The 17,356-nt window shown below is 65.3% G+C and carries 13 protein-coding genes; 8 read left to right on the top strand and 5 right to left on the bottom strand.

What is annotated here, in order from left to right:
• The first annotated feature begins 58 nt into the window (after positions 1 to 58).
• Complete coding sequence (locus tag DCY11_RS05085; RefSeq protein WP_108681584.1) at positions 59 to 2,485, top strand: tetratricopeptide repeat protein; 2,427 nt, start codon at positions 59 to 61, stop codon at positions 2,483 to 2,485.
• A gap of 3 nt (positions 2,486 to 2,488) precedes the next feature.
• On the opposite strand, the gene DCY11_RS05080 is transcribed toward DCY11_RS05085, so the two are convergent.
• Entirely contained in the window at positions 2,489 to 3,223 is a 735-nt protein-coding gene (locus DCY11_RS05080; protein ID WP_108681583.1) for a nickel/cobalt transporter, read from the bottom strand.
• Positions 3,224 to 3,312: 89 nt separating this feature from the next.
• The gene (locus DCY11_RS05075) at positions 3,313 to 3,612 is read right to left on the bottom strand and encodes a hypothetical protein (RefSeq protein WP_159079814.1); all 300 of its coding nucleotides are present in this window, start codon (positions 3,610 to 3,612) and stop codon (positions 3,313 to 3,315) included.
• 229 nt (positions 3,613 to 3,841) lie between these two features.
• Between DCY11_RS05075 and DCY11_RS05070 the strand changes: the two genes are divergently transcribed.
• The gene (locus DCY11_RS05070) at positions 3,842 to 4,984 is read left to right on the top strand and encodes a glycosyltransferase family 4 protein (RefSeq protein WP_108681579.1); all 1,143 of its coding nucleotides are present in this window, start codon (positions 3,842 to 3,844) and stop codon (positions 4,982 to 4,984) included.
• Here DCY11_RS05070 and DCY11_RS05065 read toward each other — a convergent pair.
• Genes DCY11_RS05065 through DCY11_RS05055 form a run of 3 tightly spaced genes read right to left on the bottom strand, consistent with a single transcriptional unit; the run spans position 4,981 to position 8,893 of the window.
• Positions 4,981 to 5,910: an NAD-dependent epimerase/dehydratase family protein gene (locus tag DCY11_RS05065; protein WP_108681577.1), complete on the bottom strand. Its 930-nt coding sequence runs from the start codon at positions 5,908 to 5,910 to the stop codon at positions 4,981 to 4,983. The two genes, DCY11_RS05070 and DCY11_RS05065, sit on opposite strands and share 4 nt — an antisense overlap.
• Before the next feature lie 6 nt (positions 5,911 to 5,916).
• A complete protein-coding gene (locus DCY11_RS05060) occupies positions 5,917 to 6,924 on the bottom strand; it encodes a glycosyl transferase (protein ID WP_159079813.1) in 1,008 nt (335 codons plus the stop codon).
• A gap of 4 nt (positions 6,925 to 6,928) precedes the next feature.
• On the bottom strand, positions 6,929 to 8,893 hold the full coding sequence (locus DCY11_RS05055; RefSeq protein ID WP_108681573.1) for a nucleoside-diphosphate sugar epimerase/dehydratase: 1,965 nt from the start codon (positions 8,891 to 8,893) through the stop codon (positions 6,929 to 6,931).
• Positions 8,894 to 9,065: 172 nt separating this feature from the next.
• On the opposite strand from DCY11_RS05055, the gene DCY11_RS05050 reads away from it, so the two are divergent.
• The 6 genes from DCY11_RS05050 (at position 9,066) to DCY11_RS05025 (ending at position 17,272) form a co-directional block, all read left to right on the top strand.
• On the top strand, positions 9,066 to 10,214 hold the full coding sequence (locus DCY11_RS05050) for a TRAP transporter substrate-binding protein (protein ID WP_108681571.1): 1,149 nt from the start codon (positions 9,066 to 9,068) through the stop codon (positions 10,212 to 10,214).
• Between the two features lie 198 nt (positions 10,215 to 10,412).
• Positions 10,413 to 11,966: an FAD-binding oxidoreductase gene (locus DCY11_RS05045; protein WP_108681569.1), complete on the top strand. Its 1,554-nt coding sequence runs from the start codon at positions 10,413 to 10,415 to the stop codon at positions 11,964 to 11,966.
• An 8-nt stretch (positions 11,967 to 11,974) separates the two neighbouring features.
• Positions 11,975 to 13,198, top strand: coding sequence for a glycolate oxidase subunit GlcE (gene glcE, locus DCY11_RS05040; protein ID WP_108681567.1), 1,224 nt, complete (start codon positions 11,975 to 11,977; stop codon positions 13,196 to 13,198).
• A 6-nt stretch (positions 13,199 to 13,204) separates the two neighbouring features.
• Positions 13,205 to 14,581, top strand: coding sequence for a glycolate oxidase subunit GlcF (gene glcF / locus DCY11_RS05035; protein WP_108681565.1), 1,377 nt, complete (start codon positions 13,205 to 13,207; stop codon positions 14,579 to 14,581).
• Between the two features lie 107 nt (positions 14,582 to 14,688).
• Positions 14,689 to 16,182 (top strand): histidine--tRNA ligase, encoded by a 1,494-nt coding sequence (hisS, locus tag DCY11_RS05030; protein ID WP_108681563.1) that lies wholly within the window; start codon positions 14,689 to 14,691, stop codon positions 16,180 to 16,182.
• A 4-nt stretch (positions 16,183 to 16,186) separates the two neighbouring features.
• Positions 16,187 to 17,272, top strand: a complete 1,086-nt coding sequence (locus tag DCY11_RS05025; protein WP_108681561.1) for an ATP phosphoribosyltransferase regulatory subunit — start codon at positions 16,187 to 16,189, stop codon at positions 17,270 to 17,272.
• Positions 17,273 to 17,356 lie beyond the last annotated feature (84 nt).

Here is a 17,356-nt window from a genome sequence, read left to right as displayed (position 1 = left end):
CGCCTGACGCGCCCCTACGAGCGGAGCCATTTTGGACAGCCGACGCAAGACTTCCGGCATGAGTGAGCCGTCGAACGACGCGCCGGCGCGCGCCGATGGTCCGGCGTTGCCTTTGCGGTCGAAACTCTTCCTGCTGATCGGTGTCGCCGCGCTGGCAGCCATGGCCGTTCTGGCCATCGGGCTTATCGCGAACATCCTCGCGTCGGAGCCAGCGGCGACCGCCGACCGCGCGGGCGACCCCGGTTCTAGTTCGTCCAGCCAGTTGAGTTTCGTCGGCACCGAGACTTGTATTGGGTGCCACCAAGAGGTGGGGACGCTGTGGCAGCCGTCGCAGCACGCCCATGCCATGGCCCATGCCACAGTGGACACGGTGCTGGGGGACTTTAGCGGCACCACGTTCGACTATTACGGAACGACGTCGTGGTTCTTCAAGAAAGACGGCAAGTTCTTCGTCGAGACCGACGGGCCTGACGGCATCCTCGATACCTTCGAGGTCAAATACACGTTCGGCCTCGATCCGCTGCAGCAATATCTCATCGAGTTCCCGGATGGGCGCGTACAGGCGCTGACCATCGCCTGGGACAGCCGGCCCGCGGCGGAAGGCGGGCAGCGCTGGTTTCACCTCTATCCCGACGAGAAGATCGGCCACGACGATCCGCTGCACTGGACCAAGCTGAATCAGAATTGGAACTTCATGTGCGCCGAGTGCCATTCGACCGGCGTCGCCAAGAACTACGACCCCAAGACAAAGCGCTACCACACGACCTGGAAGGAAATCACGGTCGGCTGCGAGGCCTGCCACGGGGAAGGCTCGGCGCATGTCGTCTGGGCCGAAGAGGGTGCCAAGGCATCGGCCGACGACAACGCGCTCGGTCTCCTGGTCCGCTTCGACGAACGGAAGGGTGTCTCGTGGTCCCTGGACCCCAAGACGAAACAACCCAAGCGCAGCGCGCCGCCGATGAGTGTCCGCAAGGAAGTCGAGATGTGCGGACGCTGTCATGCGCGCCGTGGGATCCTCTCCGAGGCGTTCGTGCCGGGCCACCCTCTTGCGGACAGCCATCAAGTGGCGCTGATCTCGCGCGGTCTCTTCCAGGCCGACGGGCAGATGCTCGACGAGGTCTACAATTACAGCCAGTTCAAACAGTCCAAGATGTTCGCGGCGGGTGTCACCTGCAGCGATTGCCACGATCCGCACAGCGCAAGGCTGCGCGCGCCGGCGGCGGAGGTCTGCACGCAGTGCCACGCGGGAAGCTACGCGGAGCCCAGCCACACCCATCACCAAGGCGCCGACGCGCCGAATTGCATTTCCTGCCACATGCCGGCGCGCGAGTTCATGGTCATCGACACGCGGCACGACCATTCCTTCCGCGTGCCGCGGCCGGACCTGTCGGTGATACTCGGTGTCGACAACGCCTGCACCGATTGTCACACGGACAAGACCGCCGCGTGGGCTGCCAAATCCATCGAGGATTGGTATGGACCTGAGCGCAAGGGCTATCAGAACTTTGGTCCGGCCTTCCATGCGGCGTGGACCAGCGCCCCCGACGCCGCGGCCTTGCTCGCAGCCGTCGCCGAGGATGACGCCGTGCCGGCCTTCGTTCGCGCAAGCGCCGTGGAGGAACTGACGGCGTATCCGTCCGAGCGGACCGGGGACGTCGTTCGCAAAGGGCTGTCCGATCCCGATCCGCTTGTGCGGCTCGCGGCCCTCGATCATCTGGAGACCGCGTCCGGGGAGCAGCTCTGGCCGCTCATCGCACCGCTCCTCGACGATCCGGTTCGCGGGGTGCGAGGCGGGGCAGGCTTCCTGCTTGCCGGAACGCCGGAGCCGAACCTGTCGGAGGCCGACCGCACGCGTCTCGAGAAGGCCGAGAAGGAGTTCGTGGCCGCGCAGATGCTGAATGCGGACCGGCCCGAGTCCCAGTCATTGCTGGCGCGCTACTACATCCGCAAGGGAGAGCTCGACAAGGCGGAGAGCGCCTACAAGACGGCCCTCGATCTCAGCCCGCATTTCACGCCGGGTGCCGTCAATCTAGCCGATCTGTACCGCGCGCAAGGGCGCGACGAGGAGGGGATCGCAGTCCTGCGTGAAGCGTTACGCCTATCGCCGAATGACGGGGGGCTGCACCATGCGCTGGGGCTGGCCTTGGTCCGCCAGAAGATGTCCGACGAGGCCATCGCGGAACTGGCACGAGCGGCGGAACTGGAGCCGGATCGGGTGCGCTACACGTACGTCTATGCGGTGGGGCTCAACTCGATCGGCAAACGTGCCGAGGCGATCGCTGCTCTTAAGTCGGGCCTTGAGCGGCACCCCCAAAATGCGGATGTCCTGACTGCGCTCGTGAACTACTCCCGCGCGGAAGGCGATCTGAAGGGCGCGCTCGTCTATGCGCAGCGCCTGGCCAAGGCGGACCCGGCCAATCCCGAGGTCAAGTCGCTGGTCGAGGCCTTGACCAAGCAGGTCATGGAGCAGCGAAGCGCGCAGTAGCGCTTAGGCCGTTTGCGCGCCCAGGACCAGCCAGACGCCGAACAGGACAACGAGGACCGCGCCGCCGATCTCCAGCACGCGCCCCAGCCAGCGCCGCGCGCCTTCCGTTCGCGAGAAGAAAGACAGGAGCCGCTCGCGGGAGAGCGTAGCCAGCACGGCGACGGCCGAGATGGTCAGCACCATCCCCGCCGCCATCGCGGCCGTGACGGCAAGCCCTGCTGCGAGGAGCCCGCGGGCCAGCGCGTAGCTCATGATGAATGTCGTCAGGGGGCAGGGCACGAGACCGGTGACGAAGGCAAGCGTGCGCCCCCTTCGCGGGGACTGGGCTTGCGCGTCATCCGGCGCCGCGCGGCGGACGGCCCGCCAAACCAGATAGGCGCCGATGACCACCACGAAGATCCCGCTCGCCAGTTCGAACTGGGGTGTGCGCCCGCCATAAGCAAAGGCCCGCGAAATGACGGCAAAGCCTGCAAGAACCAGCAAGATGGCTATCCCCACATGCGTAAGCGCGAGGATCGCGCCGTTGGCGATGCTGGAGAGCAGGCTGCCCTTTTGGCCGAGGTGATAGGAGAACAGCACGGTCTTGCCGTGCCCGGGCATCATCGCGTGGAGGACGCCGAACAGGACGGCAGCGGCCATGGCGGCAGCGAGCGCCGGCCAGCTTCCACTTGCGACATCGCGCAGCCCGCTGGCCATGCCTTCGTAGAGCCAGCGTTGAAGGGCGATTAGGTCTTGCATGGCCCGGGCTGTTTCACACGAGGGCGTGCGCGCAGCAAGTCACACGCGCGTGCGATCCCGCGAACGCCACAAGGCCGTCAGAAAAAATTCTAGCGGAAGAAAGGCCCAGAGCGCCAAGCCGGGGTGGGCTGGCTGATGCCGGGGGCCGGAATGGCGATGCCGTTGCCGTAATCCGATGCGAAGGCTGAGCTTTCGCCGTTATTGGCGAACGGCATGGCCAGCGAACTGCCCTCGAACTGGGGCATACTGTAGTTCGGCGACAGGCCAAGATGCTCGGCTGCGCTCTTCGGAATTTCGGCGTCCTCGCCTTGAATCTCAAAAGCACCGGCGCTGAGCGGCATGAGTGCCACGCTCGAAGCGGCGACAAGCGCTAGATAGAAAGCACGCATCAGTGTCATCCCTCGTCCGGCGAACCCCGTCTCGCCCAATGCCACCCGGATTCCGGGCGCTATCGGTGCAAAGTTTACAGCGATTTGCCGCGCAACGCCAGACGCCGCCGCGGCTTCCCAACATTGTGATGCCCCAGCGTGACCTCGGCGCCACAAGTGTCGGAGACGAGAAAAATCCGGTGTCACGGCGAAATTGCGGCAGGCTCCGCAAGCGGCTAAAGCATGAGCCATGGCGCCGCGCATCCTCTACATCGTTACGGAAGATTGGTATTTCCTGTCCCACCGCCTGCCCATGGCGCGCGCGGCCAAGGAGGCGGGCTACGAGGTCCATGTGGCCGCCCGGATCCCCGACGGCGCGGCGGCCATCGAGGCGGAAGGCTTCGTCCCGCACAACTTGAGCTGGAGCCGGGGCAGCATCTCCGCGCGCGACAGCCTTTCGGCGGTTCTGGAGTTGCGGGGCCTGATTCGCGAGGTCGCGCCCGATCTCGTTCACAACGTGGCTCTGAAGCCCGTCCTGCTCGGCACCCTGGCGGCCTTCGGCCTCAGGGACGTCGCGATCGTCAACAGCCTGACCGGCATGGGCGCGCTCTTCGTGGACGGTGGCGGGGCCAGCAGGCTGACCCGAAAGCTCGTTGTGATGGCCCTGAGCCGCCTCTTGCGGCGCAAGCGGTCCATCACCGTCGTCCAGAACCCGGAGGACCGGGCCTTCGTGGCGGGGCTCGGTGTGCCCGACGAGGCGGTCACGATCATCGCCGGATCCGGCGTGGATATCGACAAGTATCAGCCGCTGCCCGAACCGGAGGGCACGGTCACGGCCGCCTTCGTGGGCCGCATGCTTCATCACAAGGGCGTACTGACGCTTGTCGAGGCCTTCCGGCGCGCCACGGCTGATACTGCGAACGGCGAGCCGTCCGAGTTGCACCTGCTCCTCGCGGGCGACTGCGATCCGGAAAATCCCGGGTCGCTCGCGCCCGAGCAGCTGCGGGAGTTTGCGTCGGCTTACGGGATCGACTGGCTCGGCCACGTGAAGGACGTGCGGGAGATCTGGAGCAAGGCCCATTTCGCCGTGCAGCCGTCGCGCGGGGGCGAGGGCCTGCCCAAGAGCCTGCTGGAGGCGGCTGCCTGCGGCCGGCCCATGGTGGCGACGGACGTTCCCGGCTGCCGGGAAATCTCCATTCCCGGCGAGACCGGGTTCCTGGTGCCCGTCGACGACGCGGATGCCCTCGCCAAGGCGATGCTGGAACTCGCGCGCGATTCAAGCCTGCGGCAGCGCTATGGCGCCGAGGCCCGTCGGCTCACGGAAGAGAAGTTCTCGTCTCAAGCGATCGGCCAGGAAACGGCTGCGCTCTATGGGCGTTTGATTGCGAGCTAAAATGCCGGCTTCTGGGGCGTGCGCATCATCTGCTTGATGCCCTCGGCGCTGTCGACCTCGGGTTTCCAGCCCGTCGCCATCAACTTGGCGGGGTCGATCTCGAACGTGCCGCAAACCCGTTCCCAGTCGGCTTCGCGCCCGAACGACTTCATCAGCCGCCGAATGGCCCTGTGGGGCATTTTGACGAGTTGCGGCGGGCGCCCCAGCCCCTCGCGCATGGCGGCAACCATGCCGGCCACGCTGATCGGCTCGGCGTCGGCGACCAGATAGGTCTCGTTGCGGGTCTCCTCCGTCTGGAGAACGTGGACGGTGGCGGCAATGAGATTGTCGATCGACAGCAGCGACCGGCGGTTGTCCAGCCCGCCGAACGGGAGCGGCATGGGTGTCTTGGCGATGGTGGCCAGCGAGGCGATGTTACCTTTCACATTGGGGCCATACACGACCGCGGGCCGCAGCACCGTGTAGTCGACGCCGCTCGCGGCAACACGGCGTTCCGCTTCGAGCTTGGTCCGACCGTAGATCTCGGTAGGCTCAGGTGTGTCCGCTTCGGTGATGACGGTCGGCGACGACAGGCCCGCCTGGGCACGAACCGACGACATCAGCACGAACCGCTCGATCTTGCCCTTAGCTTGCTCGGCGAGCTCGGCCACGGCCTCGGTGTTGATGCGCGTGTAGATATCGTCGGACAGCGTGCCGGGCGCGTGCGCGATACCGGCGAGGTGGACGATGTGGCTGACACCGTCGAGCGCGGCGGACCAATCGGCGGGGCCCGACAGATCCGGCATCGCGATGGGCTCGATATTGGGCCCGGCGGCAAGAAGGGACGGATCCCGCGCCGCGGCCCGAACGAAGAAGCCTTGTCGGGCCAAAGCCGGGACGAGGCTTTGGCCGATGAAGCCGGTGGCGCCTGTGACGAGGATGCGCATCGCCGCTCAGCGCCCCCGTGCGAAGCCGGTCAGGACAATCGCAACGCCGCCGGCCCCGAGCACCAGCGTCACCAGATCCACGATCAGCGACAGGCTGAGGGCGGCCGCGATGGCCAGCGCCGCGAGCCACGCGCACAGCAGGAAGATGCGCGTGGTGACTTGCGGAACGCGGAAGCCGCCAACCGTCGCCCGTTGATAGAAGTGGGAGCGATGCGCGTCCGTCACCTTTTCGCCGTTTGCCAGGCGCCGGAAGAACGTCAGGGCGCTGTCGGCAATGGTGTAGAGCGCCAGCAGGAGGGCCGAGACGAGATGCGCCTCCGCGACCCAGATCAGCATATAGGCCAGGAGCAGTCCGATGGGCAGGCTCCCCGAGTCTCCCAGGAAGATGCTGGCCGGGTGCCTGTTGAAAACGGCGAAACCGAGCATGGCCCCGAGCAGCGCGAGCGCCAGGAGGCCGATGCCTGCGGGCACGATTCCGAGCCACCAAAGACAGGCGATGCCGAGCGACATGGGAACCACCTGGGCCACGGTCATCCAGTCGAGCCCGTCCAGGAAATTCACGACGTTCACGAAGCAAACGATCCCGAACACGAGGAGCGCCCGTTCGGCGGCGGCCGGGAGAACGGCGGGCAGGACACGGAAGTCCTGGGGCAACGTCATGATGATCGCAAGCGCCACGGCGCCTTGGATCAGCAGCCGCCACGAGACGGGGAGAGGGCGGGCATCGTCCAGCCCACCCAGGACCGTCAGCACCGCGGCGCCGATCAGAACCGGCACGAGGCTCGGGTTCGGCACGGCCGTCCCGACGAGAAGCCCGATACAGACGATGAAGATCGCAGCCATGACGCCGAAGCCGGCCCCCTCGGGCGTCGCTTGGACGTGGGAAGAGCGGTCGTTGGGATGCGCCATCAAGTGGCGAACGAGAAGGGGTCTGAGGAGGAAGATCAGCGCCGTGCTCAAGGCTGCGCTCACGCCGACTACCGCGGCACTCAAGACAACATCGGCGTCGAGCATGGGATCAGTGCAGGGTTTGCGATTGCGGTTGCCACTCGTCCGTGCCGGGAGCCGCGGCAGCGGTGGCGCTGCCAGGCGCATAGCCCTCGACGGTGGCGTGCAGCATCTCCTGGACCTCGGTCAGGTCGTTGTTCGCGATGGCCTTCTCGAACCGCTCCAGCGCGGCGATCAGCTCTTCATAGGCAAGAACGGGCTCGGACGTCTTGAAGATGCGCGGATGGTCGGTGCCGGTCGTGTCTTCCCCGATCAGCAGCTCCTCGTAGAGTTTTTCGCCAGGGCGCAGGCCCACATAGCGGATCTCTACGTCGCCGTCGGGATGCGCCTCGTCCTGCACTTCGAGACCCGACAAGCGGATCATCGTGCGGGCGAGGTCGTCGATCTTGACCGGCGTTCCCATCTCCAGCACGAACACTTCGCCGCCCTCGGCCATGGCACCTGCCTGGATCACGAGCTGCGCGGCTTCCGGGATCGACATGAAATAGCGGATCACCTCCGGGTGGGTCACCGTGACGGGGCCGCCGGTCTTGATCTGTTTGCGGAACAGCCGCACCACCGAACCAGACGAGTCCAGCACATTGCCGAACCGCACCATGGTGAAGGTCGTGTTGTGCGGGTCTTCGGCCAGCGCCTGCAGGATCAGCTCGGCCAAGCGCTTGCTGGCGCCCATGACATTCGTTGGCCGAACGGCCTTGTCGCTCGAGATGAGCACGAACCGCTCGACGCCCGCGTTGCGCGCCGCCTCGGCGACCACGAGCGTGCCGAACGTATTGTTCTGCAGACCGACCGCCGGGTTCACCTCCACGATCGGGACGTGCTTATAGGCGGCGGCGTGATAGATGACCTCGACATTGTGCTGGTCGATGGTCCGGCGCACGAGGTCGCGGTCCAGAACCGAGCCGAGGATTTGCACCACGGTCGTTTGCCGTTCCGGGCCGCCGGGTCCGACGCGCATGCGGCGCTGCATCTCGGCGAGTTCGAGCGATATCTCGTACAGCGCCGGCTCCGACACATCGAACAGGATGAGCGTCTTCGGGCCGAGTTGCAGGAGCTGGCGGGTGAGTTCGGAGCCGATCGATCCGCCGGCGCCCGTGATCAGCACGGACTTGTCCCGTACCTGGGAGGCAAGGAGGGCCGTGTCCGGCTCGACCGGATCGCGGCCCAAGAGGTCTTCGACGTCGATGGGCCGCAGGTCGCTGATCTCGACGCGCCCGGAGGCGATCTCCTCCAGCGCCGGCAGGGTCTTCACTTCGACGGGATACTGCTCGAGCACTTTGAGCGCGACGCGCCGCTCGCTGCGAAGGGCGGACGGCGCGGCAAGGAGGACCTCGTCCACCTTCTCGTCGGCTATGACCTTGCCGATCTTCTCGGGCCGGATGACCTTGACCCCGTGCACGACCTGTCCGGCCAGAGAGGGGCTCGAGTCGATGAAGGCGACCGTGCGGTAGGTCTCCATCTCGTTGAGCGCGCGCAGCAGCTGAATACCCGCCGGGCCCGCGCCGTAGATGATGACGTTCTTGCGGACATCGGTCTGGATCGGCTCGTACTGGGGCGCCGCCTTGAGCAGCATGGACCCCGCCCATTGGCGGCTCAGCCGGATCAGGATGGCGGCGATCAGGGCGTAAATGACGACCACCGAGCGCGGGTGGTTTTTGACGCCGCTCAGATAGACGACGAGCGCCCACAGCACCGCGGCGATGATCACGGCGATGTAGATCTGCGTCGTGCCGGAGGGACCGATGAAGCGTGTGACGAGCTTGTAAAGGCCCCGCCAATAGAAGACGAAGACGCCGATGATGGGCGCGGCCAGCAAGAGCAGCATCGTCTGCCACGTCTCGGGGATATAGATGCGGCTCAGGCGCAGGGAATAGGCCGCCCACAACGCGATGCCGAGCATCGCGAAGTCGTTCGCAATCAGAAAGATCCGCTTGAACCAGCGGGGGCGTTCGATCAGCCAAACGGCGAAGTTCATTGAGCCCGTCCCGCGCCAGACCTTGCCAAGCCTAGCCTAAGAACTTGATGCACGTCGGAAAGTTGGTCGAACCATAGCGGAAGGCCAAACCAAACGGAAGCAACGGGTTGAGGTCTTGCGGCGTTACCTTCAAGCTCCTTTGGTATCAGATAGGCGCGGGCGGCGATTCGCGATGAAGACTGTTCTTTTCCAAGCGCTGATGGTGGGTGGTTCGTGTTTGGCCGCTGTCTCCTTGGCCGGTGCGGCCCCGGCCGAAGTCGTCACCCTCGAAACCCCCGTTGCCTTCGGGACCCACGTTCCCGGCCTTGGAACGCCTGCGCGCGAATTGGCCAAGCTCCTCGAGGAGCGTTCTGACGGCTCCCTGCAGCTTGCCCTGAAAGAGCCCGGCGAGGGCACGGCCCCGTTCGAGATCCTGGACAAGGTCTCCGACGGCAAGGTCGATGCGGGTTTTGCGACCGCCGGGTACTGGGCGGCGAAGCTGCCCGCGGCCAGCCTTTTTGGCGGATATCCCTTCGGTCCCGACGCGAAAGAGTATCAAGACTGGTTCAACCGCGGCCACGGACGCGCGCTCTATCAGGAGATGTACGACCAGGCCAAGGTCAAGGTCCATGTGGTTCCTTGCGCCTTTGGCGGTGCCGAGGCGGGCGGCTGGTTCGCGAAAGAGGTCAACTCGGTCGACGACATGGAAGGGCTGCGCATGCGCATTTTCGGGCTGGGCGCGCGCGTGGTGATGCGCCTTGGCGCGGTGCCGGTGCTCGTCCCGGGGAGCCAGATCGCGGAGGCCTTCCAGAAGGGCAAGATCGACGCGGCGGAGGCCTACACGCCGGTCGTGGACCGCACCAATGGGCTTCAGGACGCGGCGAAGATCCTCTACCAGCCGGGCTGGAGCCAGCCGGCGACCGTCTTCGAGTTTCTGATCAACCAGGAACGCTGGGACGCGCTCGGGCCCGAGCGTCAGTCCCTCATCGAGAGTACCTGCGGGGAACTGCTCCAGCGCACGTTGTCGGAGAGCATCAACCTGCAGTCGGCGGCGCTCACGGCCTTCAGCAATCAGGACGGCGTCACGATCCTGGAGTTTCCCGACGATATTCAGGCAGCCTTGCGCGAAGGCTGGGACGAAGTGGCCCGGGAAGAGGGGGTACGGGACTACCTCTTCAAAGAAGTCCATGAAGACATCGAGGCTTTTCGGGCCGGCGGCGAGGCTACGGCCCAGGCCGGCAACGGCGCTAGTCAGGGCGCCGGCACAAGCGGTGGCGCAAAAGCCGACGCCGCGATGCCGCCCCCGCCGCCGCCTGGAGACGCCACCCCTGTGGGGCCCTGAGAGCGAGAGACTAGGGCGATCAAGCCCCTTTCGCGGCTGCGTTTTGTTTGCACGCGCGGCTTGATAGACTAGACCCTTATGTTGCTCATCAGCCCCGGAAAATGCGAAGAGGGGTGAGCATCCTTCATCTTGATGGCCATGTCGGCCTGATGGCAATTTGGGCCGAATGGCCTACTGGGCGGCTTGGAGCCTGCAGACATGTCCACCGTGACCCTTCCAGATCCCGACCGTGCCGTCATGGCGCGCCGGAACGAAGTGGTGAAGCAGATCAAGAAGCTGGCGCCCCAAGCGGTGGTCATTGCCGATCTCGAGGGCCGCCGGACGTTCGAATCCGATGCGCTCGCTGCCTACCGGCGCTTGCCGCTGGCGGTGGTGCTTCCGGCGAACACGGACGAAGTCTCGGCGATCCTGCGCTTCTGCTACGAGAACCACGTCAAGGTCGTGCCGCGCGGCGCAGGCACCTCGCTCTGCGGGGGCGCGACGCCGCTCGAGGATTCCATCGTCCTATGCCTGTCGCGGATGAATCAGGTTCTGGAGATCGATGCCGCCAACCGCGTCGCGCGGGTCGAGGCCGGCATCACCAATATCGCGATTACCCAGGCCGCTGCGGCCAAAGGCTTCTTCTATGCCCCCGACCCGTCGAGCCAGGTGGCCTGCACCGTCGGCGGCAACATCGCCACCAACTCGGGTGGCGCCCATTGCCTGAAATACGGCGTGACCGTCAACAACCTCCTGGGCGTGCGCATGGTCATGGTCGATGGCGAGATCGTCGATTTCGGCGGCACCTATCTCGATGCGCCCAATTACGATTTCCTGCCGCTGATAACCGGGTCCGAAGGCCAGCTCGGCGTCGTGACGGAAGCGACTGTCCGGCTGATTGCCGCCCCCGAGGGCGCGCGGCCCGTCCTGATCGGCTTCGATTCCGCGAATGCGGCGGCGTCCTGCGTGGCCGCGATCATCGCGTCCGGCATCGTCCCGGTCGCGATCGAGTTTATGGACCGCCCGGCGATCCACGTGTGCGAGCACTTCGTGCCCGCCGGTTATCCGCTCGATGCCGAAGCGGCGCTGATCGTCGAGGTTGAAGGCTCGGAGGACGAGATCGAATATCTCCTCGAGAAGATCGAGGACATCGCGCAGGACTACAATCCGATCAGTATGCGGCGAAGCCAGAGCGATGAAGAAAGCGCGCTGATCTGGAAGGGCCGCAAGGCGGCGTTCGGCGCGATCGGTCAGATCTCAGATTATATGTGCATGGACGGCGTCATTCCGTTGTCGGCCTTACCCGAGGCGTTGACCGGCGTGAGCCTTATTTGCCGCAAATACCGTTTCGACGTGGCCAACATCTTCCACGCCGGCGACGGTAATCTGCATCCCTTGATTCTCTACGATGCAAACGATCCAGGGCAGTTGGAGCGCGTGGAGCTTTGCGGCGCCGAGATCCTGAAGCTATGCGTCGAACTCGGTGGATGCCTTACCGGCGAGCACGGTGTGGGCATTGAGAAGCGCGAGTTGATGTACGAGCAGTTCACGGACGAGGACATCGATCAGCAGGTCCGGATCAAGGAAGAGTTGGACCCCGCGTGGCTTCTGAACCCAGGCAAAGTGTTTCCGATTCTCGGCCGCGGTGCTCTGAAGCAGAGCATGGACCTAACCCGTCTCGATGCCGCTCCGGATGGTCTGCCGCCTGAGGACACCCTCGTGGACGAGGTCGAGTTCGACGTCGAATACATTGAAGGCGAGGAACGGCTGTGACGGCTCACATGCGCCTTGGCTTCCACGCGCCGCAGACGGAAGAGGAACTGTCGCAGATCGTCCTCGAGGCTGCCGAGTCCCGCACGCCCCTGGAGATCATGGGCAAGGGCACCAAGCGCGAGTTGGGCCATGCGGTCCGCGCGGGCGCGGTCGTCAGCACCGAGAACATGAAGGGCATCACCCTTTATGAGCCCACCGAACTCGTGATGGTGGCCAAGTGCGGGACGCCATTGACGGAGATCGAGGCGGCTCTTGCCGAAAACGATCAGGAACTCGCCTGCGAGCCCGTCGACATCGCGCCGGTTCTCGGTTACGGCCCGGGCGAGGGCACCGTCGGCGGTCTCGTCGCGACGAACATTTCCGGCAGCCGCCGCATTCTCAAAGGGGCGGTGCGCGATCACGTGCTCGGCGTCACGGCTGTGAACGGGCGCGGCGAGATCATCAAGTCGGGCGGCCGCGTGATGAAGAACGTGACCGGCTACGATATTGCCCGGACGCTGGTTGGCTCATGGGGCACGCTTGCCGTGATGTGCGAGGTTGCCCTCAAAGTTCTCCCCGTACAGCGCGAAACCCGGACGCTGGTGTTTTTCGGGCTCACGGACTTCGCCGCCGTCGAAGCCCTGTGTCTCGCCATGGGTACGCCCTATGAGGTGTCCGGCACGGTTCATCTTCACGGACCCATCGCGGCCCGGCTGTCGGACGCCGATCTCGCCGGAACCGGCAAGGCCGTGACGGCGATCCGTGTGGAGAGCTTCCCCGCCTCGGCCCGGTATCGCACCAGCCGTCTGCGCGAGGCACTGCTCGCCTACGGGCCCGAACTCGAACTCGACACCGATCGCAGTCAGACTTTCTGGAAGGATGTGCGCGCGCTGAAGATGTTCCAGGGCACGAAACATCCGCTCTGGCGCGTCTCCACGGTTCCGAGCAAGGCGGCGACACTCGTCGGCAATCTCGCGCGCAAGGTCGACGTGAACGTGGCTTACGACTGGTCCGGCGGTCTTCTTTGGATCGAGACGCCGTCCTTGACCGACGCGGCTGCGGTCGATATTCGCCGTCAGCTTGCGGAGTTCGGCGGCCATGCAACTCTCATTCGCGCGGATGTGGCCATCCGCAACGAGACGGATGTGTTTCAGCCTCTGGAGTCGCCGCACGACGTCCTGGCGGCGAAGCTGAAGCATGCGTTCGATCCGCTCGGGCTGTTCAATCCAGGCCGGCTGTACAGGGGCCAGTAGCGCGCGATGGAAACCAATTTCAACTCCATGCAGCTTGGAGACCCGTCGATCGCGCGGGCGGACGAGATCCTGCGCCGCTGCGTCCATTGCGGTCTGTGCACGGCGACGTGTCCGACCTATGTGCTGACGGGGGACGAACGGGACAGTCCGCGCGGTCGCATCTATCTGATGAAGCAGATGTTCGAAACGCGCGACGTGCCGGCGTCGACGGTTCACCACATCGACCGCTGTCTTTCGTGCCTCGGCTGCATGACCGCGTGCCCCAGCGGCGTCGACTACATGCATTTGGTGGATCTCGCGCGTACGCGTATCGAGCAGCGCGGTCACCGCAGCCCGAACAAGAACACCATGCGCATGTTCCTGAGCCGGGTGCTGCCCTATCCGAGCCGCTTCAAGGCCATGCTGATCCTCGGCTGGTTCGCCCGGCCCTTCCGCGACGTGATCGGCAAGCTCGGGATGAAGCGCATCGCGGCGGCGCTGGATCTCGTGCCGAAGGACGCGCTGAAGCTCAAGATCCTGCGTCCGCGCTCCGCCTACAATCCGAAGAGGCCGCAGCCGAAGCGCGTGGCCATCATGCTGGGCTGCGTTCAGGAAGTGCTGGCGCCGCAGATCAACAGGGCGGCCATCCGCCTCCTGCGCCGCCACGGCGTGGACGTGATGGTCGTGAAGGATGAAGGCTGCTGCGGCGCGCTCTCCCATCATCTGGGGCGCGACGAGGAAGCACGCGCCCATGCGCGCCGGAACATCGATGCGCTGACGGCCGTCATGCGCGAGCGTCTGCTGGACGCCATCATCCCGACCGCCAGCGGCTGCGGCACCATGCTCAAGGACTACGGCAGCCTCCTGGAGCGCGACCATGGCTACGCCGAGCGGGCGGAATATGTGGGCGGCCTGGCGCGTGATGCGACCGAGTTCCTCAACGAGATTTCGCTCAACCCGCCGGTGATGTGGACGGGGCTCAAGGTCGCCTATCACTCGGCCTGCTCCTTAGGGCATGGGCAGAAGCTCGAGGAATTGCCCCGGCAGTTGCTGGAACAGGCGGGCTACACCCTGACCGAGATCCCGGAGGGGCATCTGTGCTGCGGGTCCGCCGGCACCTACAACATCGTCGAGCCGGAACTGTCCGCCGAACTCCGGGACCGCAAGGTCAAGAACATCGAATCGATAGCGCCTGACGTGATTGTCACGGGCAATATCGGCTGTATGACCCAGATAAAGGCCGGAACGGACATCCCGATCGTCCACACGGTGGAGCTGCTCGACTGGGCCACCGGCGGCCCGTGCCCGCCGGCCCTGTCCAAGATGCGCAACCGCGCCCATCCCATCGAGGCGCTGGTCGAGATGGCCAAGGCCTCGGCCAAGGAAAAGGCCCTCGCCGACTAGTCTCCGGCCAATTTGTCCCGGGGCGATCAAGGCCGGTTGCTTGCTGGCAGGGGAGCGATGGGCTAGAACGCGGCGGCAAAAGACAATTGAAATCTGCCGCATCCCACATGAGCAAGAACAACGATAAGCCCGGGCAGGGTTCAGAGAACACTCGCCCCGACGCGCGCCTACCCAAGGGCCTGCAAGACGCTTCGGCGCAGGAGATTCGCGCGACCGAGGCGATGCTGGCCACGATCAAGCAGGTGTTCGAGCTCTACGGGTTCGAGCCGCTGGCGACGCCCGCCATCGAGTACACCGACGCGCTCGGCAAGTTCCTGCCCGACGAGGACCGGCCCAACGCGGGCGTGTTCTCCTTCCAGGACGACGACGAGCAATGGCTCTCGCTGCGCTACGACCTGACGGCGCCGCTCGCCCGCTACGTGGCCGAGAACTATCAGACCCTGCCCAAGCCCTTCCGCCGCTATCAGACGGGCCCCGTCTGGCGCAACGAGAAGCCGGGCCCCGGCCGTTTCCGTCAGTTCATGCAGTTCGACGCGGACACGGTGGGTGCGCCGTCCGTCGCGGCCGACGCGGAACTCTGCATGCTCGCCGCCGACACCATGGAGGCGCTCGGCATCCCGCGCGGCGACTATGTGGTGAAGGTCAACAGCCGCAAGATTCTCGATGGCGTTCTCGATTCTATTGGCGTCGAGGAGACCCGGCGGCTGACAGTCTTGAGAGCAATCGACAAATTCGACCGGCTCGGTGAGGAGGGTGTGCGCCTGCTTCTCGGCGAGGGCCGGAAAGACGAGAGCGGTGACTTCACGAAGGGTGCGGGCCTGGACGCCGGTGACATCGACAAGGTGATCGCGTCGACGTCTCCGTTGTCTGGCGGCAACGAGGCCGTTTTGAAACAGCTTGCGCAGCTCTCGAATACGGAGGCTGGCGCCGAGGGCGTGGAAGAACTCAAGACAATCGCATCGCTCATCGCGGCAGGCGGCTATGCGGATCGCGTCATCATCGACCCCTCCATCGTCCGTGGCCTTGAGTATTACACCGGCCCTGTCTTTGAGACGGAGCTGACGTCCACGATCACGGACAGCCGTGGTCAGACCATCCGGCTCGGCTCTGTGATGAGCGGCGGTCGCTATGACGGGCTGGTCGCACGCTTCACCGGCGAACGCGTACCAGCGACGGGCATCTCCGTCGGTGTGTCGCGGCTCCTGTTCGGGCTGCAGCTCCTGGGCAAGTACAAGGGCGACGACGTGCAAGGCCCGGTCGTCGTGCTCGTGTTCGACAAGGACCGCCTCGGCGACTACCAGAAAATGGTCAAGACCTTGCGCGACGCAGGGCTTCGCGCAGAGCTCTATCTCGGCTCGTCCGGCATGAAGGCGCAGATGAAATACGCGGACAAGCGCGGCAGCCCTTGCGTCATCATCCAAGGCGGCGACGAGAAAGAGCGCGGTGAAGTTCAGATCAAGGATCTCGTGCTCGGCGCAGGCCTCACCAAGATCGAGGACCGCGAAGAGTATTTGAAGAAACAGGCCGAGGCGCAATTCGCCGTGCCGGAGGCCGAACTCGTCGCCGGCGTGCGCAAGGTCCTCGACCGGTACAAGGCGTAACCCCATGACCGCCGAATCCGCCAAAGCGTTCGAAGCCCTCGAAGGCCAGGCCCGCGATCTGGTCGCGTTGTTCGGAGAAGCGGGCTACGAATTCGTCGCGCCTGCGATCATCCAGCCCGCGGGCGTCTTTCTCGATCAAATCGGCGAACAGGTCCGCGCGCGCTCCTATGTCTTCACCGATCTCGCGGGCGAGGAGCTGTGTCTGCGCCCCGATCTCACCGTGCCCGTTTCCAGGCTCTATCTGGAGCGTCATCCGAAAGCCGAGACGGAAGCCCGCTATTGCTACAACGGCCCCGCCTTCCGGTTTCAGCCGCTGGGCCCGAGCGTCATGCACCCGCGTGAATTCCGCCAAGCGGGCGTGGAATGTTTCGGCGCGCCCGACAAAGCCGCCGCCGACGTGGAGGTGCTGCTGCTCGCCGTGCAGGCGGTGCGAAGCGCCGGGCTATCGGACTTTCGCATCAGCTTCGGGGATATCGCGCTGTTCTACGCGCTGATCGATGCCCTTGATCTGCCGGAGCGTTGGCGGCTCAAGCTGCGCCACTATTTCTGGCGCCCGCCGAGCTTCCACGCGCTTGTGGATCAACTCGCAAAAGGCACGCGCATCGAGCCCGACCGTATTTTGATGGCGCTTGGCGAGAAAATCGCAGGTAAGAGCCAGGAAGAGGCGGAGGACATCGTGTCCGGCTACCTCGAGGCAGAGGGTATTCCGCTCGCGGGCAATCGCACCTTGCGGGAGATCGCCACGCGCCTGCTCGATCAGGCGGCGGATCTTTACGCGGACACGCTGCCCAGAGAGGTGGCCACGGTCATCGAGTATTATCTTGGGGTCTCCGCACCGCCGCGCGAGGCTGTCGACAAGGTCGCCATGATCGCGCACGGCGCGGGGCTCGATATCGACGCCGCGCTCACCAGGGTCGCGGCCCGCTTCGATCTGCTGGAGCAGCAAGGCGTCGATCTGACGGGCGCCACCTTCGCGACGGAGTTCGGCCGCAAGCTGGAATATTATTCGGGCCTCGTGTTCCAGATCGGCGCGCCGGGCATGGACGAGACCGAGCCCGTTGCCGGCGGGGCCGCTACGACAATCTGCTGACCGCACTCGGCGCGCCGAGCCCCGTGCCGGCCGTGGGCACCGCCATCCACACCGAGCGCCTGCTCGCCGCCGTGTGGAGGACAT

This window comes from Methyloceanibacter sp. wino2 (assembly GCF_003071365.1).
Classification (GTDB): Bacteria; Pseudomonadota; Alphaproteobacteria; order Rhizobiales; family Methyloligellaceae; genus Methyloceanibacter.
This window is presented reverse-complemented; position numbering and strand designations above follow the sequence as displayed.